Origin of the sequence: Brevibacterium aurantiacum (genome assembly GCF_003932995.1) — a bacterium.
In the GTDB taxonomy this organism is placed as follows: Bacteria; Actinomycetota; Actinomycetes; order Actinomycetales; family Brevibacteriaceae; genus Brevibacterium; species Brevibacterium aurantiacum.
Genome location: NZ_CP025333.1, coordinates 132,201 through 158,207 on the forward strand (window position 1 = coordinate 132,201; position 26,007 = coordinate 158,207).

Consider the following 26,007-nt stretch of genomic DNA (forward strand, 5'->3'; position numbering starts at 1 on the left):
AACGAAGCCCCCGCAGAATCAACTGATTCTGCGGGGGCTTCGTCGTGTCCTTCTGCGGTGCGAGCCCCCTCAGCGCAGGGCGGCGCGCAGGGTCGTGTCGAAGTCGCGGACGTGTTCGGCCGCGTGTGCCTCGACCGCTGACTCCTTGCCTTCGAGGATCGCTTCGAGCAGATCGATGTGCTCGCGGATATGGCCGATGAGGTCGGGAATGCGGGGGATGACGAGGCACCAGATCCGAGTCGCCAGATCGTCGAGGCGCACGAGAGTCTCCATGAGGTGGGGGTTGTCCACCGAGGAGTAGATGAGGCGGTGGACCTCGAGGTCGCGCTCCATGAGAGCGCGCGGTTCGTCGGTCTCCTTCAGCTCCCGCAGGTCGGCGATCGTGGCTTCGAAGGCTCGTCGGCGCTCGGGGGTGATGTTGCGGGCGGCCTTGCGGGCGGCGATGGGCTCGAGAACCTCACGCATCTCGGAGATCGTGGATAGATCCTTGAGATCGACGTTGCTCGCGAACGTGCCCCGGCGCGGGTAGGAGACGACGAGGTGGTCGCTCTCCAGGCGCTTGAGCGCCTCCCTGATAGGCGTCCGTCCGACGTCGAGCTCGGCGCTCAGAGCTGCCTCGTTGATGGGGTCGCCGGGAGCGATGTCGAGCATGATGAGGCGGTGGCGCAGGATCTCGTAGGCACGCGCGGCCAGGGACATCTTCTGCGACACTGCGTCAGCCGTCGAATCCATTTCCACACTCCCGAGAATTCCTATTGCGCATTTGCTTTTCCTCGTCATAGACTACAGGAACACACCTGATATATTAGTTGATGATCAAACGGTCGAAGGAGATCGCATGGCCGACCAGCTCCCCGAGCATCCCGACTTCCTGTGGCGCAATCCGGAGCCGAAGAAGTCCTACGAAGCCGTCATTATCGGTGGCGGCGGACACGGACTCGCCACCGCGTACTACCTGGCCAAGAACCATGGCATGACCAACATCGCCATCCTCGAGCGCGGTTGGCTGGCCGGCGGGAACATGGCCCGCAACACGACCATCATCCGGTCGAACTACCTCTGGGACGAGTCCGCGGCGATCTACGAGAAGTCGCTCAAACTCTGGGAGCAGCTGCCGGAAGAACTCGACTACGACTTCCTGTTCTCCCAGCGCGGGGTCCTCAACCTCGCCCACACACTCCAGGACGTGCGCGAATCCCAACGCCGCGTCAACGCGAATGCCCTCAACGGCATCGACGCCGAATGGCTCGACCCCAAACAGGTCAAGGAAGTCTGCCCGATCATCAACATCGGCGACGACCTGCGCTACCCGGTGATGGGCGCGACCTATCAGCCGCGAGCCGGCATCGCCAAGCACGATCACGTCGCCTGGGCCTTCGCCCGCAAGTGCGATGAGATGGGCGTCGACATCATCCAGAACTGCGAGGTCACCGGGATCGAACGCATCGGCGACAAGGTCATCGGCGTCGAAACCACCCGCGGCAGCATCGCCACCGAGAAGGTCGCCATGTGCGTGGCCGGAGACTCCTCGGTGCTGGCAGACATGGCCGGCATCCGCCTGCCGATCCAGTCCCACCCACTCCAGGCACTCGTGTCCGAGCTCTTCGAACCCGTGCACCCGACCGTCGTCATGTCCAACCACGTCCACGTCTACGTCTCCCAGGCGCACAAGGGCGAACTCGTCATGGGCGCCGGCGTCGACTCCTACAACGGCTACGGCCAACGAGGCGGCTTCCACGTCATCGAAGAACAGCTGGCCGCCGCTGTCGAACTGTTCCCGATCTTCGCCCGTGCCCATGTGCTGCGCACCTGGGGCGGCATCGTCGACGTCACCCTCGATGCCTCACCGATCGTGTCGAAGACCGAGGTCCAGGGTCTCTACGCTAACTGCGGTTGGGGCACGGGCGGCTTCAAGGGCACACCCGCGGCCGGACTGACCTTCGCCCACACCATCGCCAATGACGAACCCCACCCGCTCAATGCCCCCTACGCCCTCGACCGGTTCGAAACCGGTCACCTCATCGACGAGCACGGCGCCGCAGCCGTGGCGCACTGAGCGAACCCGAGACCAAAGGATCAGCCATGCTCCTCATCAGCTGCCCGAACTGCGGGCCACGCGACGAAACCGAATTCCACTACGGCGGCCAGGCACACGTGCCCTACCCGGCCGACCCTCACGCACTCAGTGACAGAGAGTGGGCCGAATTCCTCTTCTACCGCGACAACGACCGCGGCGCCTATGCCGAACGATGGAGCCACAGCCTCGGCTGCCGCAAATGGTTCAACGCCATCCGCGACACCGTCACCTACGACTTCACCACCATCTACCCCATGGGCCAGCCCCGACCCGACACCCTCGCCGAGGCTGCTCCACAGTCCCCGTCCACCGCCGATTCTGCAGGAGGAGTCCGATGACGCACTCCACCCATCCGTCCGGTTCGCCCCGCTTCGATCACGCCACCGGCATCGACCGCACGCGACCCGTCAGCTTCCGCGTGGAAGGAACGCAGTACTCGGGCTTCGCCGGGGACACGATCGCCAGCGCCCTCATCGCCGCCGGACGCATCGACTGCGGCAACTCGACCTATTTGGGCCGGGCGCGCGGCGTCCTCAGCGCCGGAATCGAAGAGTCCAACGCCCTGGTCCGCGTCAAGGGTCGCATCCCCGGCGACGTCAGCGAATCCATGCTGCCGGCCACCCGTGTGCCCATCACCGAAGGCCTCGAAGCCGACTACCTGGCAGGGCTGGGCATTCTCGACCCAGGTCAGGATGGACTCGTCTACGAGCACAAGCACGTGCACACCGACGTGCTCGTCATCGGTGCCGGACCCGCCGGTCTGGCCGCCGCCCGCGAGGCCGGAAAGACCGGGGCCCGGACGCTGCTGCTCGATGACAGAGCCGCCCCCGGTGGATCGCTGCTGTCGAGTTCGTCAGAGACCATCGACGGTGTGCCCGCGAGCGAGTGGATCGCGTCCACCGTTGCCTCCTTCGCCGAGGCGGAGGAACTCACGTACCGAGCGAACACGACCGTGTTCGGCAGCTACGACTCGAACTACTTCGTCGCCCTCGAGGACCGCACCCTTGAGCTCGTCGAAAACGGAGGAGAGAGTGCGCAGGGCAGCACCAGGTCCCGCCCCGGCACACGCCAACGGGTCTGGCACATCCGAGCCCAGCAGGTCGTGCTGGCCACCGGAGCCCACGAACGACCGATCGTCTTCGCCGACAACGACCGTCCGGGCATCATCCTCGCCTCAGCCGTGCGCACCTACCTCAACCGCTTCGGCGTCGCCGCCGGGAAGTCCGTCGCGATCGCCGCGACGAACGACTCTGCCTATGAACTGCTGGCTGATCTACACGCGGCAGGAATCGAGGTGCCGGCGATCATCGACTCCCGCACCACCGCCTCGGCGATGGCAGAACGGGTCTCCCAGGACACGGGAACCCGGCTCATCCTCGGCTCCGCGGTCAGCGGCACCGCAGGTGAGGGGCCTGCCGGACGCATCAGCCAGGTCACCGTCTCGGGGCTCGACGTCGACGGTGTGGCCACCGGTGAACCCGAGGTCATCGACGTGGACCTGCTGGCCGTGGCCGGCGGATTCTCACCCGTGATCCACCTGCACGGACAGCGCAAGGGGCCGATCGAGTGGCGGAAAGACATCGCTGCCTTCGTCCCGAGCAGGCCCGTGCGCGATCAGTTCACGGTCGGCGCAGTCAACGGCGACTACTCGCTCGAGGCAGCTCTCAAACAGGGCGCCGAGGCCGGGCATGCGGCCGCGAAGCGCACCGGTTTCGCCGGTCCGCTCGACATTCCCGCGGCCGAGCCGATGACCTACGCGCCGGCTCGCCCACTGTGGCTGGTCACCTCGGCGGATGATGATCACACGGCGCTGACCACGCACTTCATCGACTTTCAGCGCGACCAGTCCGTGGCCGACGTGCAGCGGGCGATGGACGCGGGCATGCGCTCGGTCGAGCACATCAAGCGCTATACCTCGATCTCGACGAGTGGCGATCAGGGCAAGACGAGCGCGGTCAACGCCATCGGTGCCATTGCGACGGTGCTGGGGGAGTCGGATCTCGGCGCAGTCGGGCACACGACCTTCCGCGCACCGTTTGCCCCAGTGCCCTTCGCGGCACTGGCCGGACGACGCAAGGGCGAGCTCTTCGACCCGGCCCGGATCACCTCGATCCACCCTTGGCATGTCGACCACGGTGCCGAATTCGAAGACGTCGGCCAGTGGAAGCGACCCTGGTACTACCCGCAGGACGGGGAGGACATGGACGCGGCGGTGCTGCGCGAATGCAAGGCCGTGCGCGAATCCGTCGGCTTTCAGGACGCGTCGACACTGGGCAAGATCGAGATCCGCGGCACCGACGCCGGTGCGTTCCTCGGCCAGATCTACACCAACGGCTTCGCCAAGCTCAAGGTCGGCAAGGGCCGCTACGGACTCATGTGCAAACCCGACGGCATGGTCTTCGACGACGGCGTCACCCTGCGCGTGGCAGACGACCGCTACTACATGACCACGACGACAGGAGGCGCGGCCACCGTCCTCGAATGGCTGGAGGAATGGCACCAGACCGAATGGCCCGTGCTCGACGTCGTCTTCACCTCGGTGACGGAAGAATGGTCGACCGTCGCGGTCGCCGGACCCAAATCCCGCGAGGTCATCGCCAAGCTCGCCCCGCACCTGGATGTGTCCAACGAGGCCTTCGAGTTCATGGGCTTTCGGGAGACGACCCTGGCGGGCGGGATTCCGGCCCGCATCTGCCGCATCTCGTTCTCCGGTGAGCTCGCTTTCGAGATCAATGTGGAGAACTTCTATGGTCTGGCCGTGTGGGAGGCCGTCGCCGAGGCGGGTGCTGAGTTCGACATCACCCCGTACGGCACCGAGACCATGCACGTCCTCCGCGCGGAGAAGGGCTTCATCATCGTCGGTCAGGACACCGACGGCACCGTGACCCCACAGGATGCCGGCATGGAGTGGATCGTCTCGAAGCTCAAGGACTTCATCGGCAAACGCTCCTACTCGCGCATCGACACGGCACGCGAGGACCGCAAGCACCTCGTCGGGGTCCTACCCGTCGACGGCACGACCCGTCTGGCCGAAGGTGCTCAGCTCATCACCTCGGGCACACCGATCACCCCAGAGGCGGGCCCGGTCCCGATGATCGGGCACGTCACCTCGTCCTACATCTCACCGAGCATGGACAGGCCCTTTGGCCTGGCGATGGTCGAGAACGGCCGGAACCGGACCGGCGAGATCATCCAGTCCCCGGTCGGCGGGACACTCGTCGACGTCGAGATCACCTCACCCGTCTTCTACGATCCAGAAGGGAACCGCCGCGATGGCTGACACCACACAGACGACCCAGCAGAGTCAGACCCAGTCCTCCACTGCGCAGCACAGCTTCGAGACCGACGCCGAGGTGCTCGATAGCTTGCGTACCTCACCGGCGGCCCACCTCGGCGAGGACATGGCCCGCGCCACCGAACTCGGCGGGCAGGCCGTTGGCCTGCGGGAACGCAGCTTCGCTGTCCAGCTCGGATTGCGCGCCACCCCGGGAACAGCCTCGGCGGAGGCGCTCGAATCTGCTCTTGGGATCACCCTGCCTGGTCGGGTCGGCGAGGTCACCGGGGACGAGGCCGGCCTGCACACCCTGTGGCTGAGCCCCGACGAATTCCTCACCGTCGACGTCTCCCGGCGGCAGCGACCGGGGGAGACCCTCGTCGCCGAGGCGGCCCTTGAGGGACTGCCCGGGCAGGCCGTGGATCTCTCGGCCAACCGCACGATCCTCGAACTCACCGGCGTGAAGGCCCGTGAGGTGCTGGAGAAGAGCGTGCGCGCGGATCTGCACCCGCGTGCCTTCGGCGTCGGCCAGGCGATCTCGACTCAGATGGGGCCGGTGCCGGTCATCCTCCATCACTCGGCTGAACTCGAGTACCGGGTCTACCCGCGGGCGAGCTTCGCAGACTTCGCGGTCCGGTGGCTGCTCGACGGCATGGCGGAGTTCCTCAGCAACGGCTGACGGTGACGGGCGGTTGAAGGTGACGGGCGGTTGAAGGTGACCAATGTGAGCCTCTCAACCAATGATTGAGTACACCCATCGAGCAAGGAAGCAGTGGATATGCAGGATTACGTCTTCACCCTGGAATGCGACGAACGGCCGGGAATCACCCACGCCGTGACCGGAGCCCTCCTCACTCACGGCGGTGACATCAAGGAGCTCAAGCAGTTCGACGATCAGTACACCGAGCGTCTGTTCCTCAGGATCGACTTCAGTCTCCAGGACGAGTCGCAGGGCGCGATCGAGGCACTGCGCGCGGACTTCGAAGGCATCGGCACCGATTTCGAGGCGTCGTGGAAGCTGTGGCCGGAGGGGGAGAAGCGTCGGGTCCTCATCATGGTCTCGAAGTTCGAGCACTGCCTCAACGATCTGCTCTTCCGCGCCCAGGTCGGTGAGCTGCCCATCGAGATCGCGGCCGTGGTGTCCAATCACCCCGACCACCGTGAACTCGTCGAATGGCACCACATCCCGTTCTTCCGCATCCCGGTGACCAAGGAGACGAAGCCGGAGGCGGAGGCGAAGCTGCTCGAACTCGTCGACCGCTTCGAAATCGACCTCGTCGTCCTCGCCCGCTACATGCAGGTCCTCTCCGACGACCTGGCACGGGAGCTGACAGGCAAGGCCATCAACATCCACCACTCGTTCCTGCCCTCGTTCAAGGGCGCCAAGCCCTATCACCAGGCATGGGAGCGGGGAGTCAAGACCGTCGGGGCGACCGCACACTTCGTCGACAGCGAACTCGACGAGGGCCCGATCATCGCCCAGCAGCTCGTCGAGGTCGACCACTCCTTCGGCCCCAAGGACCTCGTGGCCGCTGGCCGTGACGCCGAGTGCAAGGCCCTGTCCAACGCCGTGAAGTGGCACTGCGACGGCCGCGTGTTCCTCGCCGGGAAGAGGACTGTCGTCCTGCGGTGAGGCTGCGGATCTAGCGAGCGGCGCGCTCGAGCAGCGCGGTGTGGAGGTCCCCGGGCAGGTCGATGACTGCGTCATCGCGCTTGCGTCCGAAGTCGATTCCGAACTCGCGATCGAGTCTGGCCAGGTGCTCTTCGACCCGGAGTGTGTACTCCGGGTCGAAGGCATCAGCGCTGATGGCGATGACGAAGAGACCGGTCCCGGGAGTCGTCGTACCCTCATCGATGGGTGGTGCATCCACCGAGAAGTTCGCGCCCCCGTGGGCGGCGAGGAGTTCGATCATGAGCGCGAGATTGCTGCCCTTGACCCCACCGAAGGGAAGCAGTGAGCCGGCAAGGCCCGCCTCGGGGTCCGTCGTCGCAGTCCCATCTGGTGCCTGCGACCACCCTTCGGGGATCGACTCGCCACGGTCGGCCGCATCACGGATGTTGACCCAGGCCGTCGCGCTGCTGGCCTGATCAAACATGCGCGGCCCCTGCGGGTGAGGGAGCGCGAAGGACAGCGGGTTCGTCCCGGTGACCGTGTCGCGGCTGCCGAAGAGCGACATCAGCGCCGGGGAGTTCCCTCCGGCAAGGGCGATGAGTCCACGACGGGCCAAGCGCATCGTGTAGTAGCCGAGCTCGCCGGCAGGAAACGCGTTCATGATGTTGAGGATCGAGATGCCCAGATCCGTCGCCGACTGAGCGAAGCGATCGAACACCTCGTCGAAGGCGAGCTGGACGATGCCGCCGTCGGCGTCGACGAGGTGGGCCGCCGGCAATCTGTTGACCGAGTGCGGAACGGCAGCACCGTTGATCCGACCGGCCTCGAGCCCGTCGAGGTAGTCGAAGAGGTGCGCCGTGCCGACCTGGATCTTGCCGCGCCGATCCGCCGCGACCGTGGCAGCTGCCAGTGACCTCGCCAGTTTCTCCGAGCTTCCGGCGGCAAGAATCGTCGAGGTGCAGAGGCGCTCAAGCTCGGTCGCGGGCAGGGAAACGGTGGGCGAATCGTCGGAGGCGGGCATATTCTCCACGGTACCGCAGTGCCACGCGCGTATTCGCTGGTGGGACTGCCGCCCAAGGGTCGGCTCAGCTCGGCTCGGGTCAGTTCAGCTCGGCTCAGCTGAGGTCAGTTGAGGTCAGTTGAGCTCGGCTCAGCCACGACGGCGAAAGTGTCCATGCGCGAATCCTGGGCGCCACGGACATAGCCCGAGGGCGCCGCCGCGGTCGCACGGAGGAAGTCGACGACCTCAGCGCTGAGCACCTCACCAGGCAGGACATTGGGCACACCGGGCGGGTACGCGGCCAGAGAATCCGCGGAAACCCGGCCGACCGCCTCGGCGAAGGGGACCGTCTGGGACTCGGCGAAGTAGGCATCGCTGATGTCCAGACGCTTCTGGCAGCTGCCGGGCAGCACGATGGGACGCTCCGGCTCGGCCTCCGGGCGCGGCAGCTCCTGCAGAGCCGTCCAGAAGCGATCCACGTCGACGGGCGAGGTCGCGCCGATGAGCAGCAGCAGCGCCGAGGGAGTGGCCAGCTCACAGTAGATCCGATGGTCCCGGATGAGCTGATACTGGGCCTCGGACCCGGTGATTCCGGCACCGCGGGTGTCGATGACGACCTTGAACGGATCGTTGTCGATCGCATCATGACCGCCGAGGATGTCGGGAGTCGCATCGCGGAACCGGGTGTCGTTCTTGACCCGGGTGCGGATCTCCTCGGCCGTGTCCAGGGCCGTCTCGATCGCCTCCGGGTGGGTGACGAGATGACGACGTGCCTCGTCGAGGGAGGACAGTAGGATCGCACTCGAGGAGGTCGACTGATAGGACTTCACGACCCGATCGACGAGCGTCTCGATGCGCTTGGCCTGCGGTCCGTGCCCGAGATGGACCATCGCCGACTGTGCGAGGGAGCCTGCACCCTTGTGAGTGCTGGATATGACGAGGTCGGCGCCCAGGCGCACTGCGTTGACCGGCAGCTTCGGGTGCATGCCGAAGTGGGAGCCCCAGGCCTCATCGACGATGAGGGGAACATCGTGGCGGTGGGCCACCTCGGCGATGGCGGCGATGTCGGCGACAGCACCGAAGTAGCTGGGGGAGACGAGGTAGACGGCGGCGGAGTTCGGGTGCTCACGCAGGGCGAAGTCGACCTCGGCCGGGGTGACGCCGTGGGAGGAGCCGAGCCCGGGATCGACGCGGCCGTGGACGAAATGAGGGCGCAGTTCGGCATGGGTGACGCCGTCGATGACGGAGGAATGGACGCTGCGCTGGAGGACGAACTCGCGGCCCAGGCCCCGCACGACGGTCGTGGCGATGTGATTGCCGCCCGATGCTCCGTTGGTGATGAACCAGGTCCGCGAAGCACCCCAGGCCTCGGCGGCGAGCTGCTGGGCGGCCATGATCGGAGTCACGCGATCATGGTTGATCATGCGCCAGTTGTCCTGGTCGACGCCGCTGAAGAGCATGGGGAAGTCGATGCTCATGCCGGCCTCCCCGACGACCTCGGCCAGGCCCGGGGCATGATCAGGACTGCCCTGATGAGCGGGCACGTGCAGACGCTGCCAGTCCTCGGCGGCCAGGGACCGCAGGGCTTCGGCATAGGGTGCGGTGTGTTGGCGGGGGTCGATGGCGGTGTTCGCTTGCGTGGGCGCGGGGGTTGTCGCGGTGCGGGTCGCGGAGTCTGGGTGCAGATGTGTGTCAGCGAGCATGTGTCCCACACTAGGGATCATTGGTCGCCTAGGATATAGCAAGAAATCGTCCACAGTGTCATAGTGTCTATATCATGATGAATCTGCAGCAGTTCCGTGTTCTCCTGGCCATTCGGGACGAGGGAAGTCTCAATCGGGCCGCCGAGGTGCTCGACCATGGGGTGCCGACCGTGACCCATCATCTGCGCACCCTCGAATCCCATCTGCGGATCAAGCTCGTCGATCGCTCCCGCAACGGGACGAGGCTGACACCGCTCGGGGAGTCCTTCGCCGAGGAGATCGAATCGGTCCTTGCCCGCATCGACCGGGCCGAGCAGCTTGTCACGGCCCAGCGTGATGCCGGTGTCGTGTCCCTGCGCGTCGGTTCCTTCTCCTCGATCGGCTCACGGCTGCTGCCCGCCGCGATTGCCGAACTCCAGCAGCGGACCTCCGTGCGCGTCGAGGTCGTCGAGGCCGAACCCAGCGAGGTGGTGCGGATGCTCCACAGCGGCGAGGTCCACGCCGGGCTCATCTACGACATCCCCGAACTGCCCGAATTCGCGGGCCCCGAGCTGCGGCTGCGGACCCTGCTGGACGAACCCTACCGGGTGATGGTCTCCCGCGATGGGGAGCTCGCAGCCCACGAGGTTCTCGACTTCGCAACGATGAGCGACGTCGACTGGGTGCTCAGCCACAACGAAGCGGAGGCCTCGGTGCGGGTGCTGCGGCGCATCTCCCGGGGACTGGGATACGAACTGCGCGAACTCATGCGCAGCGACGACCTCTACATGATCCACGGGCTCGTGGCCGAGGGTCTCGGCTGCGCTCTGACCACCGAGGTGGCCGTGGACACCGACTTCGACGTCGTTCTCAGGCCGGCCAAGCAGGACTTGGGCCAGCGTCGGGTCTCCTTCGTGACCAGGCCCGGGCCGAACCCGGCCGCGGTGGGGTGGCTGGGGGAGATCCTCGGTGCGGTGGCCGCGCGACTGGGGGCCGCCTCGTCGGAGTGAGCGGGCTGGCGGCAATCGAGGAATTTTTGGTGTGAGATCAGCTGTCGATGCCACACCAAAAGTTCCTCCATCCGAGCCTGAGCGCGGTGCGGCGGGGGATGGCGAGTTGGTCAGGGATCTGCGTGGTCGCTGAGCGCCTCGGCGATCGTCTTGGCCTCGCGGCGGAGCAGGGCGACGAGTCGTTCGACGCGGGCGCCGGTGACGCGGTCGGGGACGCTGGCGATCGACAGGGCTGCGCGAGATCGGCTGCCGCGGACCTTCAGCGGCACGCCCACGGCCCATGAGCCTTGGGCGAAGAGGCCCGGATTGTGCACGAAGCCGTCGACGCGGGCGCGGTCGATGATGTCGCGCAGCGCTGCGATGGACACCTTGGGGTACCGCTCGGCGAAGATCTGCGCGTTGGCCTCGAACTGAGCGTCCACCTCGGCGGGAGAGAGCTCGGAGAGGATCGCGAGGCTGCCGGCGCCGATGCCCAGCGGATGGCGATCACCCACGGACAGAGCATTGTTGAGGATCTCGCCGAAGCCCTCCTCGCGACGGGCGCAGATCGAATAGCTGCCGGTGCGCAGGGTCAGGAAGGCCGTGTCCTGGCTCAGTTCGGCCAGGCGCAGCAGGCTCGACTCCGACTCGGTGACCAGGGGGTCGACCGATTTCTGGGCGAGCTGACCGAGAATCTGAGACTGCACGCCGAGGCGGTAGCCGCCCTCGTCGAGGCGTTCGACGTAGCCCATGGCGATGAGCGCCTGGAGCATGCGGTGGACGCTGGCCTTGGGGCGGCCGCTGATGGAGGCGACCTCGGACAGGCTGGCACCGTTGCTGCGCTCGCCAGCAATGAGGCCGACGAGGTTGAGCAGGGTCAGGGCTCGCTGGATGCTCTGGGCCCCGGTGCCGGGTTCGAGGTCGTCGACGGCGTGGGCGACGTTGAACGATGCGGAGCGGCGCAGGATCTTCCCGCGCATCTTCATCCGGTGTTCGTCTTGAGGGTCGCCGCCGTTGTGCATGCCTCCATTATGGTCCCGCGCGGCTTCGTCTGCTGGAGGTGGGTCTGGTCATCGCTGCCAGGGGAGCGCACACTGAATTCATTGTCTACGCTCTGTGAGGAGCAGTCATGAGTGCCACATATACGTTCGACGTGTTCTCGAGCCTCGATGGGTTCGCCTCGGTCAGTCCCGACGGCGACTGGGGAGGGTACTGGGGCAAGCAGGGCCCGGAGCTCCTCGACCATCGGCTGGAGCTCTACAACGCGGACACTCGAATGGTCTTCGGGGCCCAGACATTCCGTGATTTCGTCGGCATGCTCGCGGAATCCGACATCTACACCGACGTGCTCGACCCCTGGGTCACCGCCATGCGCAATTGCCCGGCAACCGTCATCTCACAGACTTTGAGCGAGCCGCTCGATTGGCCCAACGCAGTCGTCGCCGCAGGTGACGCGGTTGACGTGGTGGAGGAGATGAAGGAGGAATCCGACGTCCCGATCCGCTCGCATGGCAGCCTGTCGATGAACCGGGCGCTTATGGAGGCAGGGCTCGTCGACCGGCTGCAGGTCACGATCTACCCGGTCATCACCGGGCGCACGGGCGCCCAGCCCATCTTCGCGGGGACGCAGGACTTCGATCTCGAACTTCTCGACTCCACTCTGCTCGACGGAAGAACCCAGGAACTCGTTTACCGGCCGACCCTGCACTGAGTTCTTCCGCGCTGGCCAGGGCAGTGTGGCTGCGCGGCAGCCCCGGTCCCCAACTCAGCGATCCAGGATGTGGAACATGGGTGTGTCCGGGGAGGACCACCTCGGCGAGGCCCGGATCTAGAATCGACAACGGCTCCCTGACGGAGCCGGCTCCCGAGCGGAGCCGAGCGATCTCGATGTGGGAAGAGAGTGTGGACGACGTGGCAAAGACGGTCCTGAAGTTGGACGATGTGACGTTCCGACGTGGGGAGACGAAGATCCTCCACGGCATCGATCTGGCGATCGGTCAGGGCGAGCACTGGGTCCTCATCGGGCCGAACGGAGCCGGGAAGTCGACGATCCTCAGCTTCGCCTCGGCGCAGGTGTTCCCGACGTCCGGCACGGTCGGCATCCTCGGCGAGAGGATGGGCCGCGTCGAGCTTCAGGCTCTGCGTCGCCACATCGGTCACGTGAATCCGCGCCATCCGCTGCGCTCGAATCTGTCCGTGCGCGACGTCGTCCTGACCGGGCTGACCGGCACGGTCGAGCGCCCCTTCCGCTGGGAGGCAAGTGCCGAGCAGATCGCGAAGGCCGATGATCTCATCGCCGAGGTGGGGCTGACCTCCCGTGCGGACGCCGGCTGGAAGGTCCTATCCCAGGGGGAGCGAGGACGTGCGCTCGTGGCTCGGGCGCTCATCGCCGATCCGCAGCTCCTGCTCTTCGACGAGCCGACCACCGGCCTCGACGTCGCCGCCCGCGAGCAGCTGCTCGAGACCATCGACTCGCTCTCCGTGACCTCACCGCAGCTGACGACGCTCCTGGTCACCCACCATCTCGAGGAGATCCCGGAGTCCACGTCGCACGCGATGCTCATCTCCCACGGTCGCCTCACCGCGTCAGGCGAAATCGCCGAGGTCCTCACGACTGACAAGGTCAGTGCGGCCTTCGAGCATCCGATCGAAGTCGGCTTCGCCGATGAACGGTGGTCTGCCCGGGCGATTAGGCAACGGGCTGTGGCTGTGTAGAGGCTCATGTTCCGGGGCAGCCGTGACGCGCGTCATTGCGCGCTCAGACCACGCGGCTTAGTCTTGAAGCATGAAGATGAGTACCGTATGGAGCATCGTTGGCGCGATCATCGCCATCATCATCGCGTGGTGGGTCGTCAACGTCGCGTTCTCGATCGCCTGGTTCCTCGTCAAGGCGATCATCGCCCTCGTCGTCGCGGTCGCCATCTTCGCCCTGATCAAACAGGCTTTCAGGTCGAAGGACAAGCAGCGCAGCTAGCGCCGAACTCTGCGTTCTTCAGAGATCGCCGAGGCTGGTGTTCGCCCCGCATAGGACGACGCAGACCTTTTCGTCCGGTCCCGGCACGTAGACGCCTGAGTCCTCAGAGCCGTGGATTCCCGCCAGCGCCGTCGCCGCCGCATGTTCAAGCGCCAGACGGTGCTCACTCCACAGGTGACGCCGGGCGCTGACGATCTGCTCATCGTCGACGAGCACCGAGGTGACCAGGTCACTCTGCGCGGCAGCCACCGCCAGGGGAGTGGCTCTCCGGGCACCCAAAGAGTCCGCGGCCACCGAATCGACCGGCACGTCCACGGGTTCGCCCGCCTCCAAAGCAGCATTGAACGCCCGACAGTTCCGCGGTTCGACGGCGACAGTGCGCACCCCATGGAACGTCGCAGCCGTGGCCACGCCCGCGAACAGACCCCCACCGCCGACGGAGACGACGATCGTATCGAGGTCAGGGATCTGAGAGAGGATCTCGGTCATCATCGTCCCAGCACCGGCGGCGATGAGCGGATTGTCGTACGCGTGTGAAGCCAGCGCCCCTGAAGACTTGACGAATTCCTCGCAGGCCAGGTCAGCCTCGGCGAATTCGGAACCGATCAGACGCACTTCGGCGCCATAGCCGCGCAGCCGCTCGACCTTGACGGCGGGCGCATTCTCGGGCAGGAACACGGTCGCCGGAACCCCGGCATCGCGAGCTGCCCACGCGCAGGCCAGTCCCGCGTTCCCGCCCGAGGCGATCGTGACACCGGCATCGGGGAGAGTGCCTTCAGCCAAGTGGGTCTGGATGAAGTTCTGCGCTCCGCGGGCCTTGAACGATCCCGTGTACTGCATGAATTCGAGAGCGAAGTGGACTCCCGAACCAGCCGGGTCGCTGCTTGGCGGGGCACTCCACGTCGCGGCCGTCGGCGTCGGCGCAGCGGGTGCCTGGCCGGGCTGGGCGGAGGCCACCGTCACCGGACGCACTCGACCGGCGATCCGGGCGGCCGCTGCTTCGATATCGGGGTAGGACAACTGCGTCACTGGAGCCTCCTCAGTTGGTGAGAATGGACAGGCTGATCACTTTTGATGCAACGAGCCAGTCTGCAGACTGGCCTGCTGCACCAAAAGTGATCGGTTCCGACCCCCACCCTACGGGCATGCCACCCTACGGGCTATGCGCGTTCAGCTTGTGTGCTTGACGATGCCCAGGGACGCGCCCTTGGTCTCCTTGACCAGGCTGACGGCGATGAGCGAGATGATGCAGACGACGATCATGTAGGCCGCGATCGACAGTGAGGAGCCGGTCCGAGCCAGCAGGGTCTCGGCGATCGTCGGCGCGAAGGCACCACCGAGGATCGCACCCAGGGCATAGCCGATCGAGACGCCGGAGTAACGGACCTGGGGTGGGAACATCTCCGCGTACATCGCAGACATCGGACCGTAGGACAGGCCCATGCCGACGGTGAGGACGAAGATGCCGATGCCGTACATCCAGATGTTGGCCTGATCGATCATGAGGAACGTCGGGACCAGCCACAGGATGAGGAGAATATAGCCGATCTGGAAGGTGCGCACGCGTCCCAACTTGTCCGAGAGCGCACCGCCCCACATCGTGAAGACCAGCCAGCCGAAGCTCGCCAAGGTCGTGGCCAGAAGCACGGGTGCCCGGTCGAGGCCGACGGAGCCGCCCTGATCGAGGGGCCTCGAGGCGTAGGCGGCGAAGAACGCGATGATCATGTAGCCCACGGCGTTATTGCCGATGAAGATGAGAGCGGAGAGGACGACCTCCTTGGTGTTCTTCTTGAACAGCGTCGACAGCGGTGCTGAGGACTCGGCCTTACGTTCGGCCAGCTCGGCGAAGATCGGGCTTTCTTCGACCTGGCGGCGAATGTAATAGCCGACGATGACGAGGACGACGGAGAACAGGAACGGGATCCTCCAGCCGAAGCTCGCGAACTGTTCGGTGGTGAGAACCGTGGTCAGGATCCAGATCACGCCGGTGGCGAGGATCATGCCCACGGGCACGCCGATCTGCGGATAGGCGCCGAAGAGCCCGCGTTTGTTCACCGGTGCGTGTTCGACGGAGAGTAGTGCAGCACCGCCCCATTCGCCGCCGGCGGAGAAGCCCTGCAGGATCCGCAGCAGCGTGAGCAGGATGGGTGCGCCGATTCCGATGGCCGCATAGTTGGGCAGGAGCCCGATGAGTGAGGTGGCCAGGCCCATGAGGATGAGCGTGAGGACGAGCATCTTCTTGCGTCCGATGCGGTCGCCGAGGTGGCCGGCGATGATCGCGCCCAGTGGCCTGAACAGGAAGGAGATTCCCAGCGAGGCCCAGGCCATGATCTGTCCGAGGGCCGGGTTGTCCGAAGCCAGCGGGCCGAAGTACTGGACGGAGAGGATGAGGCCGGCGGCCTGTGCGTAGATGAAGAAGTCGTACCACTCGATGGTGGTGCCGACGAGGGTTCCGGCCAGGACCCGGCGTTCCTCGCGGGTGATCGAGGCGGGGGCTGCCGTTGCGGGCGAAGCTGTGGACATGAGAGATCTCTCCCGGGGGGTGATGTGGTGCGACACGGTGCGGCGTACGCGGTGGTCCTCGACTCTGAGTGATCGCCGGCGCGTTCGGGCAGGTGACTGAATGGTCAGTAATTGTCTTCGAGCATAGTGCACATGGTGATCGGTGTCACCTGCCGGGCCGGGCAATGACAATAACCGACCGATTGGTTAGTATTGCTGTCAGGAAGCGGCAGCGGGGCCGATAATGGCCGCCGTGCACCGGGAGACACAGTTCGACCAGGGAGAGACGATATGACCGAGATCCTCAGTTCGTATGTGGCAGGCGACTGGCACGCCCCCAGCGGGAGCCCCGAAGGCGCCCGAGCCGTCCACGACGCGACGAACGGGCAGCTGACCCACCACGTCTCCTCGTCCGGCATCGACTTCGCCGCCGTCGACGAGTACGCGCGGACCACCGGCGTCGCGGAACTGCAGAAGCTGACCTTCCACCAGCGCGGCGTGATCTTGAAGAAGCTCGGCGCCTACCTCATGGAGCGGGCCAAGGACTACCACGAGATCTCGTTCACCACCGGCACGACCAAGCGTGACGGATTCGTCGACATCGAAGGCGGCATCGGCACCCTCTTCACCTACTCCGGCGTGGCACGTCGGCAGATGCCCAACTCCACGGTCCACCTCGACGGAGGAATCGAGCGCCTGTCGAAGAACGGCACCTTCGTCGGCCGCCATATCCTCACCTCCCGGCAGGGTCTGGCACTCCAGATCAACGCCTTCAACTTCCCCGTCTGGGGCATGCTCGAGAAGTTCGGCCCCATGTTCGTCGCCGGTGTCCCCGTCATCGTCAAACCCGCCACCGACACTGCCCACCTGACCCGCGCCGTCGTGGCCGACATGGTCGAGTCCGGTCTGCTGCCTGATGGTGCCATCCAGCTCATCGCCGGTGACGTCACTCCGCTCTTCGACCATCTGGCCGAACAGGACGCCATCGCCTTCACCGGTTCTGCGAATACGGCCAAGCACCTCGGCGGCCTGGACTGCGTGCGCGATCGCGGCACCCGCTTCTTCGCCGAGGCGGACTCCCTGAACTTTTCCCTGCTCGGACCCGATGCCGCCCCCGGCACCGAGGAATTCGACCTCTTCATCTCCGGCGTCGTCGCCGAGATGACCATCAAGGCCGGCCAGAAGTGCACCGCGATCCGCCGCACCTTCGTGCCCGAACAGCACAAAGAAGCCGTCGCCGAGGCACTCCTCGCGAAGCTGGAGACCCAAGGTGTCGGCGATCCACGTGAGAAGTCGACACGGCTGGGACCGGTCGTGTCTGACAAGCAGCGCAACGACGTTCTCGATGCCATCGATGAGATCACCTCGGCGGGGGCCCACGTCCTCACCGGCGGTCGCGAGGCCTCCGACGAACTGGCGCAGAACCTCGGCGGGGCCTATGTCGCAGCCACCGTACTCCAGGCCGACGATCCCTGGGTCGATGCCGTCCACGACGTCGAGGCCTTCGGTCCGGTGACCTCGCTGATTACTTATTCCTCCACCGCCGAGGCTGTGCGTCTCGCCGCTCGCGGGCGCGGTTCCCTGGTCGGCTCGGTCGTCACCCACGATGCCGAGTTCGCCACCGAATTCGTTCGCCAGGTCGCCCCCTGGCACGGGCGCATCCTCGTCCTCGACCGCGATGATGCCGAAGAGTCGACCGGGCACGGTTCGCCGCTGCCCAACCTCATCCACGGCGGCCCCGGACGCGCCGGCGGCGGCGAGGAGATGGGCGGACTGCGCGGCGTCGAGCACTTCATGCAGCGCACCGCGATCCAGGCCTCGCCCGACATGCTCACCGCGATCGGCGGCGAATGGGTCGCCGGAGCGCAGCGCCGGACGGGGCAGCATCCGTTCACGAAGACTCTGGCCGATCTGCGCGTCGGAGACGCCCTCGAATCCGAGCGCCGGACCGTCACGCTCGAGGACATCTCGCATTTCGCGGAGTTCACGGGAGATACCTTCTACGCCCACACCGACGAGGAGGCTGCGGCCGCGAACCCGTTCTTCCCCGGACGCGTGGCGCACGGCTACCTCATCGTGTCCTTCGCCGCCGGTCTCTTCGTCCAGCCGGACCCCGGCCCGGTCCTCGCGAACTACGGCCTCGAGGGACTGACATTCATCACACCGGTCTCACCAGGGGATTCGCTCAAGGTCACGCTGACCGCCAAGCGCATCACCCCGCGTGAGACCGATGAGTACGGCGAGGTCCGCTGGGATGCCGAAGTCGTCAATCAGAACGACGAACCCGTGGCGAAGTACGACGTGCTCACCCTGGTTGCGAAGGAGTAGGAGCGACACGCACCCGCAGTGAGGCCGCGGGCGCCCGGTTTCGCGCGCGGAGGCCAACGGTTGGTAGATTCGTCTCGAAATTTTGCAAGCGGTCGAGGCGAACTTACCAACCGTTTGCGCTGTGAGTGCGTGAAACAGGGCGAACATGGCCGATGAGTTCAATGTGACATCGAGCGGCTGGGTGGTGTGCTCATCGTGCACGCTGTGCCATGTCTAATAGTCGGGCCTCGCGGGCGCCAATCAACTCACGTCGGTTCGCCTCTTCGACCAGCGACCGCCAGCGTTCGGGCGGCATCTCTGTGCGCAGGTCTGTCAAGCCCCGGGTTTCATAGAGGGCTATTTTCCTGGTTATCTAAGCAGCCACCGACTCGGTATCACTCTGGTTGATCCATTCAGAATGAACTTCGACCGGCGGCCGATAAGCAATGGCTGAATGCAGCCGGTCCTGGTTGTACCAAGACACCCACTTCGACGTCTCGGCCATGACCTCAATCAACCCTGACCACTCACGACGATCAATCAATTCAGCCTTATAAACCGAATTCAGTGCCTCAGCCATGGCATTGTCATACGAGTCCCCACGGGACCCCACCGAAGCCACGACCTCCGATTCGGCAAGGGTCTCGCCATAGCGAATCGATCGGAATTGAACGCCACGATCCGAGTGGTGGACAAGCCCCGATACATCTTCGCCAGCACGGAACTTCGCAGCCAAAGCCATCGTCAACGCATCCCTGGCCAAGGACTCGCGCATATGGTTCGTCACCTGCCAACCCACAATCTCACGATGGAATACATCCAGAATGAACGTCGTATACACCCACCCAGACCGCGTCGGAACATATGTAATGTCAGCGACCCAGAGACAGTTCGGCCCGTCCGCTTCGAACTCGCGTTCAACGAGATCGTCCGGGCATTCCTCGGCCCTGGCCGAGGCCGTCTTCGGACGCTTCCGCCTCCGACGGATCCCATCAATGCCCAGCTGGCGCATCAACCGCTCGATGGTGCACCGGGCGATGTTGCCGAACCGGTCACCGTACTCACGGTTGACCGCCTTCCACATCTTGCGTACCCCGTAACACGAGTAGTTCGCCTCATAGACGTCTTTGATGACGACCAACAGTTCCCGGTCCCGCAGGGCCCGGGCTGAGGGTTCACGCAACTTGTACGCGTAATACGAGCTCACAGCAATCCGTGCAGCAGTCCCTTTCAGGGCGCGCACGATTGGCTCGACTCCAAACTCGTGTTTGTTCTCGTCGATGAAGGCAACGATTACTTTGATGGGCGGTCGAGCTCCGCCGCGAAGAAAGCCGAGGCCTTCTTCAGGATCTCGTTCGCCCGTCTGGCTTCAGTCAGCTCGGCACGTAGCCGGCGGTTCTCAGCCTCTAGGTCGACAGACTCCGTCGGCGTAGCCTTCCCGGAGTCCTTGTGCTTGCGCACCCAGACTCGCAGGGTTTCCTTGCTGAGCCCGAGCTCGTTCGCGACGCGGGTGATTGCCCCGTTCGCTGTCTCGGGGTCAGCTTGAGCATGGATGACGAGTTCGACGGCGCGAGCCTTGAGTTCGTCGGTGTATTTCACTGGCATGAGAGAATCTCCTTCTTCCAATCTCCCTGCCTCTATTATCCCCGGGGCGATTCACAGGACTGCCCGTTGAAGCTCAACCCGTACGGAGGGTCGGTCACGAGCGCGTCAATACTGGCCGTGGGTAGGAGCGGGAGGAGTTCGACTGCGTCCCCGAGGTAGAGCGTCGCCCGGTCATCGGCGAACACGGGCGCGGGTAGTTCGGTCAGGCGCTCGGCGGGCGGCGGTGTGGGGTCTGGCATGACGGGGGCTCCCTGCTGTTCGGGGTCTGTTCGCCGCCGTGTGCGACGAACAGGATCACCCAGCAGGTACGGGGCCATCCGCAGAACCGCGTGCCCACACGAGCCTCGTGTCGATGCGAGCAGAGTCTGCCGATTTCACCGCTTCGTGCCATTTGAGGAGCCCGCCGAGTTTCCCTGATTCCCAGTGCTCAAGATCTCCCACACACGATCGGCAATCAACGGTTGAGCGGGATTTATTGCATCAGAAGTCACATCCCAGACCAGTGTTGACCGCGACGTTGTCGATCGACTCGATCGACAACCCTTGCGCCGATTGCACCTCTTCGGTTTTTTTACCGTAAAAGTCACATCGTGAGATTTAGGTAACGACCGGGGGTGGTGCATGGTCGGCGAGTTCCCTGGTTCAGCGCGGCTGATGCTGGTACCCGGGGTGGCGCATCTGAACGAGCGAGCGGCCGTGTTCGAGGCAATGGTCGCAGGCTGGACCCGGCAGCAGCTCTCGCGTCAGCTCGGCCAATCGACCTTGCGGGATCGTGAGCGGCTCATCCGGCGCTTTCAGGACTTCACCGAGCAGTATCCGTGGGAGTGGACACCGGGCGATATGGAGGACTTTACGGTGTCGCTGACGTGCGGCGCGGATCGACTCGCCGTATCGACGATTCGCGGCTACCACCTCACGTTGCGCATGTTCTGCGACTACGTCACCGATGCACGCTACGAATGGCCCGTACAATGTCAGGATCGCTTCGGCACATTCCCGGTGCAGGTGTGCAATGAATGGAACACGGTCGCGCACCTGAACGAGTACGAGGGCAGACCGCAACGTCGCCCTCTGACGTATCGGGAGTTGCAGGATCTCTTCGACTGGCTCGATACACGGATCGAGCAGATCGTGCGCCTCGGCCGGAAAGGGTCGCTTGCCGCGTGGCGCGACGCGACGATGATCAAGACGACCTATGGGTTCGGGCTCAGGCGCAACGAGCTCGTGCGCCTGGACTTGCCCGATCTGCGTCCGAACCCGCACATGCGAGCTTGGGGCACCTATGGGTCGATCCATGTGCGGTTCGGGAAAGCGATGAAAGGCTCATTGCCGAGGCGCCGCACGGTTCTCGCTGTTCCCGAGTTCGATTGGGCCGTCAATGGTCTGCGGCAATGGGTCGAAGAGGGGCTGCCCCTGTTCGAGGCGGGCAACCAGGCCGCACTCTGGCTGACCGAGCGGCGCAGCCGGGTCAGTGTCCGCCACGTCGATGAACTCTTCGCCGACACACGCAGCGAGATCGGCCTTGAAGAGCACTTGACCCTGCATTGCCTGCGGCACTCGTATGTGACCCATCTGATCGAGTTCGGCTACCCGGAGCACTTCGTCACCGAACAGGTCGGGCACCGTTGGGGGTCGACGACCGCGATTTACACCTCGGTGTCCAACGACTTCAAGAACAAGACCCTGCAGGCCGCTCTTGCCAGGGTCTACCGAACCGAAGAGGAGGCGAGCCCATCATGAGGACGATCCAGATGCAGTGGAATCTGCGGCAGGTCATGGCCGACCGTGGCATGTTCCAGACCAGCGAACTGATGCCGCTATTGGAAGAACGCGGCATTCACCTGACCCGAGAGCACGTCTACCGGCTCGTGACGAAGACCCCGCAGCGCCTGAACACCGAGGTACTCGTCGCGCTCTGCGACGCATTGGGCTGCACCCCGAACGATCTCATCGTGCCGGTCGTCGCCGAGCAGCGGGCGGCCCGCACCGGCACGCACAACGAGGGCGGCCCGAAGATCGGATCCATCCGTCCGATCCGGGCGGTGATCCGCAGGCCCGACGGCGTCGACGAGTGAATGCACGCCGGGCACCGGTCTGCATCCGATGCGAGCGACTGACCGGATCATTCGAGTTACCAGAGGGAAAGATCTGTCAGAACTGCTGTCGCTACCTCGCTTATCACCCCGCCCGCTGCCCAGGCTGCAGCCAGTTTCGCCCCTTGCCCTACCTCTCAGTGACCGCACCTGCACAGTTGATTTGTGCCGACTGCGCGGGGAAGCCGCCCGTGTTCGTCTGTGAGAAGTGTGGTCGTCAAGATCAGCCCTATGGGGTTCGTCGTTGCGCTTCCTGCGTTCTGAGCGAACGCCTCCATGTGCTGCTGCTTGATCCCCGCACCGGAGAGATCCACGAACGTCTTCGGCCAGTCTTCGACGCGCTCGTGGGGTCGCATCGGCCGCAGAACGCGATTACCTGGTTGCAACGACCGCCCGGTCACGGCCCTACCCTTCTCCGTCAGATGGCCTCTGGCGAAGTGAACATCTCCCACGACACCTTCGCCCGACGGCCGATGGATCGCGCACACAACTACCTGCGCGATCTCCTTGTCGCGCTTGAGGTCCTCGAACCCTACGAACCACTGATCGAGCGCATTGGGCCTTGGCTTATCGACCGTGTCGCGGGCATCAGCGCGATGCACCGACAGACCATCGACCAGTTCGCACGCTGGGTTATTCTCCGTCGATTGCGCACAGCCGCCGACCAGGGCAGGCTCACCAAAGCGATGGCCGAGGGCGCGCGGCAACGCCTGAACCGCTCGATCGACCTGTTGGCATGGCTCGAGCACAAACAGACGACGATCCTTGAGGTTACTCAGCACCGACTCGAGCTCTACCTCTCCACCCAAGTGATGTCAATGTCGATGATGCTGCACCCGTTCATCACTTGGATAAACCGCACTGGGATCAACAACCGTATCTCCGTGAAGAACCCGAACCCCAGCCAAGCGCATGTCACGATGGGAGATGCCGACCGCTGGCGTCATATCGGCACCCTCCTGCGCGACGACTCGATCCGGCTTTACACCCGCATCATCGGCCTCTTCATCCTGCTCTTCGCGCAGCCCCTCACCCGAGCCTACGACCTCCGCACCGAGCAAGTAACCGCGCCACAACGAGGCCCTGTGCTCGTCACATTCCGCGAAACCCCGGTCGAGATGCCCGAACCCTTGGGCATGCTCATCCGACAACAGCTCACACACCGAGTCAACGCCTCCTACGCTTCTCTCGACAACGGCTGGCTCTTCCCAGGCGGAATCCCCGGCCGTCCGATAGCCACCGAGAACATCCGAGGCCAGCTTGTCGAACTCGGCATCCCACCCCACCAAGCCCGGCATGCAGCCATGTTTGGCCTCTCAGCTGAGGTGCCGCACATGATCCTCGCCCAAACACTCGGAATCTCTCAGACCGCCGCACGAGCATGGGCAGGCCTCGCGGCTCGAGACTGGGGCGGCTATATCCGCGAGAGAAACGACAGAGGCAAACTCAGTCCTTAGGCTTGGACGGAGGTGTCGGCCTCGGCTTCGCGGCCTCGGTCAGTTCCGTGAAGGCTTCCTCGACGTCGGGCCGCGGTGTTGGATTCTTGTCGTCAGCCATTTTTCTTCTCCACAGAATCGTCACCGTGAGTCAGTGTCTCAAAGGCTTCTTCGACGTCAGGGCGTTCCGGGGGCGGAGGGGGTGTGGACGGGGTTGGTCTGGCCATTGGTTGGGTCTCCTCTCAGGACAGATGCATTGATACCAGCGACAAGCAGCGCAGTCACTACGCCACTTACCAAGAGCACGAACGCCGACTTGGTTGCCTTTGCGCGTTTCTCATTCTTCGAGTTTCGTTTCTCGATTTCGCGTACCTTCACTTCGAGGATGTAGTCCTCCATCGCTTCCATACGCTCAGAAGCATTAACCCATCGAGTGACAAGGAATCGGCCGGAAGGCGAGTCAATCGTCGACGGCCAGAGCGAGACCGCCGCGGCAATGATCGTTGCGACAGTGAGCGCGAACGGCACTAACCCGAGGTACCACGATCGGGCATCGACTAAGCCTGTGAAGGTTGCCCCCGCAAGCACTCCGGCGGCGACAACGACAAACGAGGACTTCGTGTCGATTGACCGAGTGCGTTCGATCGCTGCGTTACGGAGCGTGTCGAGTTCAGAACTCAGAAGTCGAATTCGCTGAAGGCGCTCGCGTGACGCCAACCGCTCTTTTCGGCCCACGATGCTCCTTCGGCTCGCTGTATTCAACCAGCATATCGAGCGAGTCTTTAGAGACGTGAGAGCAGAACGAATCCCGCCATGAATAGTGCTGACCCGCCACTAACACCCTTGTCGGGTCGTCGATCCTCGAACAGGCCCTCATGGAACTGGCTGTAGCGGAGTTGCAGACTTGGCAGCATATCTCCGGCATGAGCTTGCGTAGATGCGTGGAGCTACTCCGTACCGCTGCTTGAAAGATCGCGGCGCGACCGCCGCATCGCGCCAACCCACGGCCGCACCGATCTCGCCTACCGTGAGGCTGGTGGTCGCGAGAAGTTCAGCCATCCGGTCGGCGCGGAGTTGACGAAGGAATGCCGCCGGTGATCGACCTGCCCACGGCCACCGGGCGGTCGCTGGCGGAGCACGCCCCCACCACCGCAGGGAGGGTGTCCTCATGAGCCCCGCCACTGCTCCGGTATTGGCGGCGGACCTGACCGCCGGGCTACGCCGGCTGAAACTGGCCGCGATGCGCCAACTCGCCCCTGAGTTGCTCATCACCGCCAAGACCCAGCGGTGGAGCCCCGAGGAGGTGCTGCGAGCCCTGGTGGAGGCTGAGGTCGCCGCCCGCGATGCCTCCAACGAGCGAGCCCGGCGCAAGGCCGCCGCCTTCCCGGTGCTCCAGACGATCGAGGAGTTCGACCTGGGCGCCTCGGCGATCCCGGCACCGACGTGGGCCTACCTGAGCAGCCTGGAGTGGGTGGGGGCCAAGGAGAACTTAGCGCTGATCGGACCGGCCGGCACAGGTAAGTCCCACACCCTCATCGCACTGGGGCACGCGGCCGTGGTCGCCGGGCACCGGGTGCGCTACGTCACCGCCGCTGACCTGGTCGATACCCTCTACCGACACCTGGCCGACAACACCGTTGGCAAGGCCATCGAGACGCTGCTACGCAACGACCTGGTGCTGGTCGATGAGATCGGATTCGCCCCGTTGGACGACACCGGGGCCCAGTTGCTCTTCCGGTTCGTGGCCGCCGCTTACGAACGCCGCTCCCTGGGCATCGCCTCCCACCACTCCTTCGAAGACTGGGGACGGTTCTTGCCCGAACACACCACCGCCGTGTCCATGCTCGACCGGCTACTGCACCACGCCACCACCGTGGTCACCAGCGGCCAGTCCTACCTCATGCGACAAGCCCGAGCCCGACAAGGAGGTGAACACCTACCCCACTGATCAACCATGACAGAGGGTGGGGACTTCTACTTGGCCAAAACTGGGGACCTGGAACTGGCCCTTGACAGTCTGCGCGTTATGCCTTCGCAGTTCGATTCTCGGCTGATTCATGCTCTCTCAGCGGAGGTATTCGACGGGGCGGGTCGGATGAGCGGTCAAGCCACAGAACGTTGTGAGTACACCGTATATCCTGGAGTCTCGCCAAGCCGCGAGATTGTCGCCGCGATTTCCTTATTGAACGCAACCCTAGACCGTGGATGGCAGATTGCTGATCTGGCCAGTGCTGCGGCGTTGTCAAGCTCTCAGTTGACGCGTTTGTTTCGTACCCAGATCGGCGTCTCAGCGGCGGCGTTGCTTCGCCAGCTTCGCGCAGGTTCTCGCAACCACAAGACTTGAGGTTGCAGAGGCTGTGGCGGCGGTGGGATGGACTGATCCTGCAGTTGCGTCGCGGGCATTCGACCAGCGAAATGGAGTAGCTCGCTGAGTTTTTGCGGCCTTTTACCGCAGT

At 64.7% G+C, this 26,007-nt stretch carries 25 protein-coding genes and 1 other annotated feature; of the genes, 15 read left to right on the top strand and 10 right to left on the bottom strand.

All coding sequences use genetic code 11. The features are described from left to right. Positions 1-69: 69 nt before the first annotated feature. Complete coding sequence (locus tag CXR25_RS00595; RefSeq protein ID WP_009883818.1) at positions 70-732, bottom strand: GntR family transcriptional regulator; 663 nt, start codon at positions 730-732, stop codon at positions 70-72. 106 nt (positions 733-838) lie between these two features. On the opposite strand from CXR25_RS00595, the gene CXR25_RS00600 reads away from it, so the two are divergent. From CXR25_RS00600 to purU, 5 genes are all read left to right on the top strand, one after another. Continuing rightward, positions 839-2,056, top strand: coding sequence for a sarcosine oxidase subunit beta family protein (locus CXR25_RS00600; protein WP_069599173.1), 1,218 nt, complete (start codon positions 839-841; stop codon positions 2,054-2,056). 26 nt (positions 2,057-2,082) lie between these two features. Beyond that, the gene (locus CXR25_RS00605; RefSeq protein ID WP_009883820.1) at positions 2,083-2,415 is read left to right on the top strand and encodes a sarcosine oxidase subunit delta; all 333 of its coding nucleotides are present in this window, start codon (positions 2,083-2,085) and stop codon (positions 2,413-2,415) included. After that, positions 2,412-5,357, top strand: coding sequence for a glycine cleavage T C-terminal barrel domain-containing protein (locus tag CXR25_RS00610; protein ID WP_125240276.1), 2,946 nt, complete (start codon positions 2,412-2,414; stop codon positions 5,355-5,357). Before CXR25_RS00605 ends, CXR25_RS00610 begins: the two co-directional genes overlap by 4 nt. Then, positions 5,350-6,030 carry a sarcosine oxidase subunit gamma gene (locus CXR25_RS00615; RefSeq protein ID WP_009883822.1) on the top strand — a complete coding sequence of 227 codons (681 nt, stop codon included), beginning with the start codon at positions 5,350-5,352 and terminating at the stop codon, positions 6,028-6,030. The genes CXR25_RS00610 and CXR25_RS00615 overlap by 8 nt, the downstream gene beginning before the upstream one ends. Before the next feature lie 99 nt (positions 6,031-6,129). Continuing rightward, positions 6,130-6,984, top strand: coding sequence for a formyltetrahydrofolate deformylase (purU, locus tag CXR25_RS00620; RefSeq protein WP_009883823.1), 855 nt, complete (start codon positions 6,130-6,132; stop codon positions 6,982-6,984). 10 nt (positions 6,985-6,994) lie between these two features. Here the strand turns inward: purU and CXR25_RS00625 are convergent, their stop codons facing one another. Then, positions 6,995-7,984, bottom strand: coding sequence for an Ldh family oxidoreductase (locus CXR25_RS00625; RefSeq protein WP_125240277.1), 990 nt, complete (start codon positions 7,982-7,984; stop codon positions 6,995-6,997). 104 nt (positions 7,985-8,088) lie between these two features. Beyond that, positions 8,089-9,666 carry an aminotransferase class I/II-fold pyridoxal phosphate-dependent enzyme gene (locus tag CXR25_RS00630; RefSeq protein WP_241212358.1) on the bottom strand — a complete coding sequence of 526 codons (1,578 nt, stop codon included), beginning with the start codon at positions 9,664-9,666 and terminating at the stop codon, positions 8,089-8,091. A 74-nt stretch (positions 9,667-9,740) separates the two neighbouring features. Between CXR25_RS00630 and CXR25_RS00635 the strand changes: the two genes are divergently transcribed. Beyond that, positions 9,741-10,655, top strand: coding sequence for a LysR family transcriptional regulator (locus CXR25_RS00635; RefSeq protein ID WP_125240279.1), 915 nt, complete (start codon positions 9,741-9,743; stop codon positions 10,653-10,655). Positions 10,656-10,765: 110 nt separating this feature from the next. On the opposite strand, the gene CXR25_RS00640 is transcribed toward CXR25_RS00635, so the two are convergent. After that, the gene (locus CXR25_RS00640) at positions 10,766-11,656 is read right to left on the bottom strand and encodes an IclR family transcriptional regulator (RefSeq protein WP_096157896.1); all 891 of its coding nucleotides are present in this window, start codon (positions 11,654-11,656) and stop codon (positions 10,766-10,768) included. A gap of 107 nt (positions 11,657-11,763) precedes the next feature. Here CXR25_RS00640 and CXR25_RS00645 point away from each other — a divergent pair, with 107 nt between their 5' ends. The 3 genes from CXR25_RS00645 (at position 11,764) to CXR25_RS00655 (ending at position 13,608) form a co-directional block, all read left to right on the top strand. Next, positions 11,764-12,345, top strand: a complete 582-nt coding sequence (locus CXR25_RS00645; RefSeq protein WP_125240280.1) for a dihydrofolate reductase family protein — start codon at positions 11,764-11,766, stop codon at positions 12,343-12,345. A 200-nt stretch (positions 12,346-12,545) separates the two neighbouring features. Continuing rightward, positions 12,546-13,349, top strand: a complete 804-nt coding sequence (locus CXR25_RS00650) for an ABC transporter ATP-binding protein (RefSeq protein WP_241212359.1) — start codon at positions 12,546-12,548, stop codon at positions 13,347-13,349. 70 nt (positions 13,350-13,419) lie between these two features. Beyond that, the gene (locus tag CXR25_RS00655) at positions 13,420-13,608 is read left to right on the top strand and encodes a hypothetical protein (RefSeq protein ID WP_009882047.1); all 189 of its coding nucleotides are present in this window, start codon (positions 13,420-13,422) and stop codon (positions 13,606-13,608) included. A gap of 18 nt (positions 13,609-13,626) precedes the next feature. On the opposite strand, the gene CXR25_RS00660 is transcribed toward CXR25_RS00655, so the two are convergent. Further along, positions 13,627-14,637: a threonine/serine dehydratase gene (locus CXR25_RS00660; protein WP_069599182.1), complete on the bottom strand. Its 1,011-nt coding sequence runs from the start codon at positions 14,635-14,637 to the stop codon at positions 13,627-13,629. A gap of 141 nt (positions 14,638-14,778) precedes the next feature. Then, the gene (locus CXR25_RS00665; protein WP_069599183.1) at positions 14,779-16,131 is read right to left on the bottom strand and encodes an MFS transporter; all 1,353 of its coding nucleotides are present in this window, start codon (positions 16,129-16,131) and stop codon (positions 14,779-14,781) included. 270 nt (positions 16,132-16,401) lie between these two features. On the opposite strand from CXR25_RS00665, the gene paaZ reads away from it, so the two are divergent. Beyond that, a complete protein-coding gene (gene paaZ, locus CXR25_RS00670) occupies positions 16,402-18,438 on the top strand; it encodes a phenylacetic acid degradation bifunctional protein PaaZ (RefSeq protein ID WP_009882050.1) in 2,037 nt (678 codons plus the stop codon). Positions 18,439-18,790: 352 nt separating this feature from the next. Here the strand turns inward: paaZ and CXR25_RS00675 are convergent, their stop codons facing one another. Then, complete coding sequence (locus CXR25_RS00675) at positions 18,791-19,720, bottom strand: IS3 family transposase (protein WP_114385263.1); 930 nt, start codon at positions 19,718-19,720, stop codon at positions 18,791-18,793. Next, positions 19,634-19,750: a sequence feature (AL1L pseudoknot), on the bottom strand. (Overlaps the previous gene by 87 nt.) Next, positions 19,711-20,022, bottom strand: coding sequence for a transposase (locus CXR25_RS00680; RefSeq protein ID WP_125240281.1), 312 nt, complete (start codon positions 20,020-20,022; stop codon positions 19,711-19,713). It overlaps the preceding feature by 40 nt. The genes CXR25_RS00675 and CXR25_RS00680 overlap by 10 nt, the downstream gene beginning before the upstream one ends. A 621-nt stretch (positions 20,023-20,643) precedes the next feature. Between CXR25_RS00680 and CXR25_RS00685 the strand changes: the two genes are divergently transcribed. The 3 genes from CXR25_RS00685 (at position 20,644) to CXR25_RS00695 (ending at position 23,572) form a co-directional block, all read left to right on the top strand. Then, entirely contained in the window at positions 20,644-21,762 is a 1,119-nt protein-coding gene (locus CXR25_RS00685) for a tyrosine-type recombinase/integrase (RefSeq protein ID WP_087053551.1), read from the top strand. Next, the gene (locus tag CXR25_RS00690) at positions 21,759-22,097 is read left to right on the top strand and encodes a helix-turn-helix domain-containing protein (RefSeq protein WP_170934010.1); all 339 of its coding nucleotides are present in this window, start codon (positions 21,759-21,761) and stop codon (positions 22,095-22,097) included. Before CXR25_RS00685 ends, CXR25_RS00690 begins: the two co-directional genes overlap by 4 nt. A 440-nt stretch (positions 22,098-22,537) precedes the next feature. Then, positions 22,538-23,572 (top strand): hypothetical protein, encoded by a 1,035-nt coding sequence (locus CXR25_RS00695; RefSeq protein ID WP_087053552.1) that lies wholly within the window; start codon positions 22,538-22,540, stop codon positions 23,570-23,572. 156 nt (positions 23,573-23,728) lie between these two features. On the opposite strand, the gene CXR25_RS00700 is transcribed toward CXR25_RS00695, so the two are convergent. Both CXR25_RS00700 and CXR25_RS19245 read right to left on the bottom strand, forming a co-directional pair. Further along, entirely contained in the window at positions 23,729-24,286 is a 558-nt protein-coding gene (locus CXR25_RS00700) for a hypothetical protein (protein ID WP_096157926.1), read from the bottom strand. Between the two features lie 138 nt (positions 24,287-24,424). Further along, positions 24,425-24,820 (bottom strand): helix-turn-helix domain-containing protein, encoded by a 396-nt coding sequence (locus tag CXR25_RS19245; protein ID WP_096157927.1) that lies wholly within the window; start codon positions 24,818-24,820, stop codon positions 24,425-24,427. On the opposite strand from CXR25_RS19245, the gene istB reads away from it, so the two are divergent. Together istB and CXR25_RS19250 are read left to right on the top strand one after the other, a co-directional pair. After that, positions 24,720-25,499 (top strand): IS21-like element helper ATPase IstB, encoded by a 780-nt coding sequence (gene istB / locus CXR25_RS00710; protein ID WP_096157928.1) that lies wholly within the window; start codon positions 24,720-24,722, stop codon positions 25,497-25,499. The genes CXR25_RS19245 and istB overlap by 101 nt on opposite strands. Before the next feature lie 147 nt (positions 25,500-25,646). Then, positions 25,647-25,895 carry an AraC family transcriptional regulator gene (locus tag CXR25_RS19250; RefSeq protein ID WP_170934011.1) on the top strand — a complete coding sequence of 83 codons (249 nt, stop codon included), beginning with the start codon at positions 25,647-25,649 and terminating at the stop codon, positions 25,893-25,895. Positions 25,896-26,007 lie beyond the last annotated feature (112 nt).

Coding starts and splice junctions, on each gene's coding strand:
- CXR25_RS00630 (WP_241212358.1), bottom strand. CDS start 9,666: ATGCTCGCTGACACACATCTGCACCCAGACTCCGCGACCCGCACCGCG.
- CXR25_RS00655 (WP_009882047.1), top strand. CDS start 13,420: ATGAAGATGAGTACCGTATGGAGCATCGTTGGCGCGATCATCGCCATC.
- CXR25_RS00615 (WP_009883822.1), top strand. CDS start 5,350: ATGGCTGACACCACACAGACGACCCAGCAGAGTCAGACCCAGTCCTCC.
- CXR25_RS00610 (WP_125240276.1), top strand. CDS start 2,412: ATGACGCACTCCACCCATCCGTCCGGTTCGCCCCGCTTCGATCACGCC.
- CXR25_RS00685 (WP_087053551.1), top strand. CDS start 20,644: ATGGTCGGCGAGTTCCCTGGTTCAGCGCGGCTGATGCTGGTACCCGGG.
- CXR25_RS00600 (WP_069599173.1), top strand. CDS start 839: ATGGCCGACCAGCTCCCCGAGCATCCCGACTTCCTGTGGCGCAATCCG.
- CXR25_RS00635 (WP_125240279.1), top strand. CDS start 9,741: ATGATGAATCTGCAGCAGTTCCGTGTTCTCCTGGCCATTCGGGACGAG.
- CXR25_RS00625 (WP_125240277.1), bottom strand. CDS start 7,984: ATGCCCGCCTCCGACGATTCGCCCACCGTTTCCCTGCCCGCGACCGAG.
- CXR25_RS19250 (WP_170934011.1), top strand. CDS start 25,647: ATGAGCGGTCAAGCCACAGAACGTTGTGAGTACACCGTATATCCTGGA.
- paaZ (WP_009882050.1), top strand. CDS start 16,402: ATGACCGAGATCCTCAGTTCGTATGTGGCAGGCGACTGGCACGCCCCC.
- CXR25_RS19245 (WP_096157927.1), bottom strand. CDS start 24,820: ATGAGCAACTCAGGGGCGAGTTGGCGCATCGCGGCCAGTTTCAGCCGG.
- CXR25_RS00605 (WP_009883820.1), top strand. CDS start 2,083: ATGCTCCTCATCAGCTGCCCGAACTGCGGGCCACGCGACGAAACCGAA.
- CXR25_RS00640 (WP_096157896.1), bottom strand. CDS start 11,656: ATGCACAACGGCGGCGACCCTCAAGACGAACACCGGATGAAGATGCGC.
- CXR25_RS00595 (WP_009883818.1), bottom strand. CDS start 732: ATGGATTCGACGGCTGACGCAGTGTCGCAGAAGATGTCCCTGGCCGCG.
- CXR25_RS00665 (WP_069599183.1), bottom strand. CDS start 16,131: ATGTCCACAGCTTCGCCCGCAACGGCAGCCCCCGCCTCGATCACCCGC.
- istB (WP_096157928.1), top strand. CDS start 24,720: ATGAGCCCCGCCACTGCTCCGGTATTGGCGGCGGACCTGACCGCCGGG.
- CXR25_RS00680 (WP_125240281.1), bottom strand. CDS start 20,022: ATGCCAGTGAAATACACCGACGAACTCAAGGCTCGCGCCGTCGAACTC.
- CXR25_RS00645 (WP_125240280.1), top strand. CDS start 11,764: ATGAGTGCCACATATACGTTCGACGTGTTCTCGAGCCTCGATGGGTTC.
- purU (WP_009883823.1), top strand. CDS start 6,130: ATGCAGGATTACGTCTTCACCCTGGAATGCGACGAACGGCCGGGAATC.
- CXR25_RS00690 (WP_170934010.1), top strand. CDS start 21,759: ATGAGGACGATCCAGATGCAGTGGAATCTGCGGCAGGTCATGGCCGAC.
- CXR25_RS00695 (WP_087053552.1), top strand. CDS start 22,538: ATGGCCTCTGGCGAAGTGAACATCTCCCACGACACCTTCGCCCGACGG.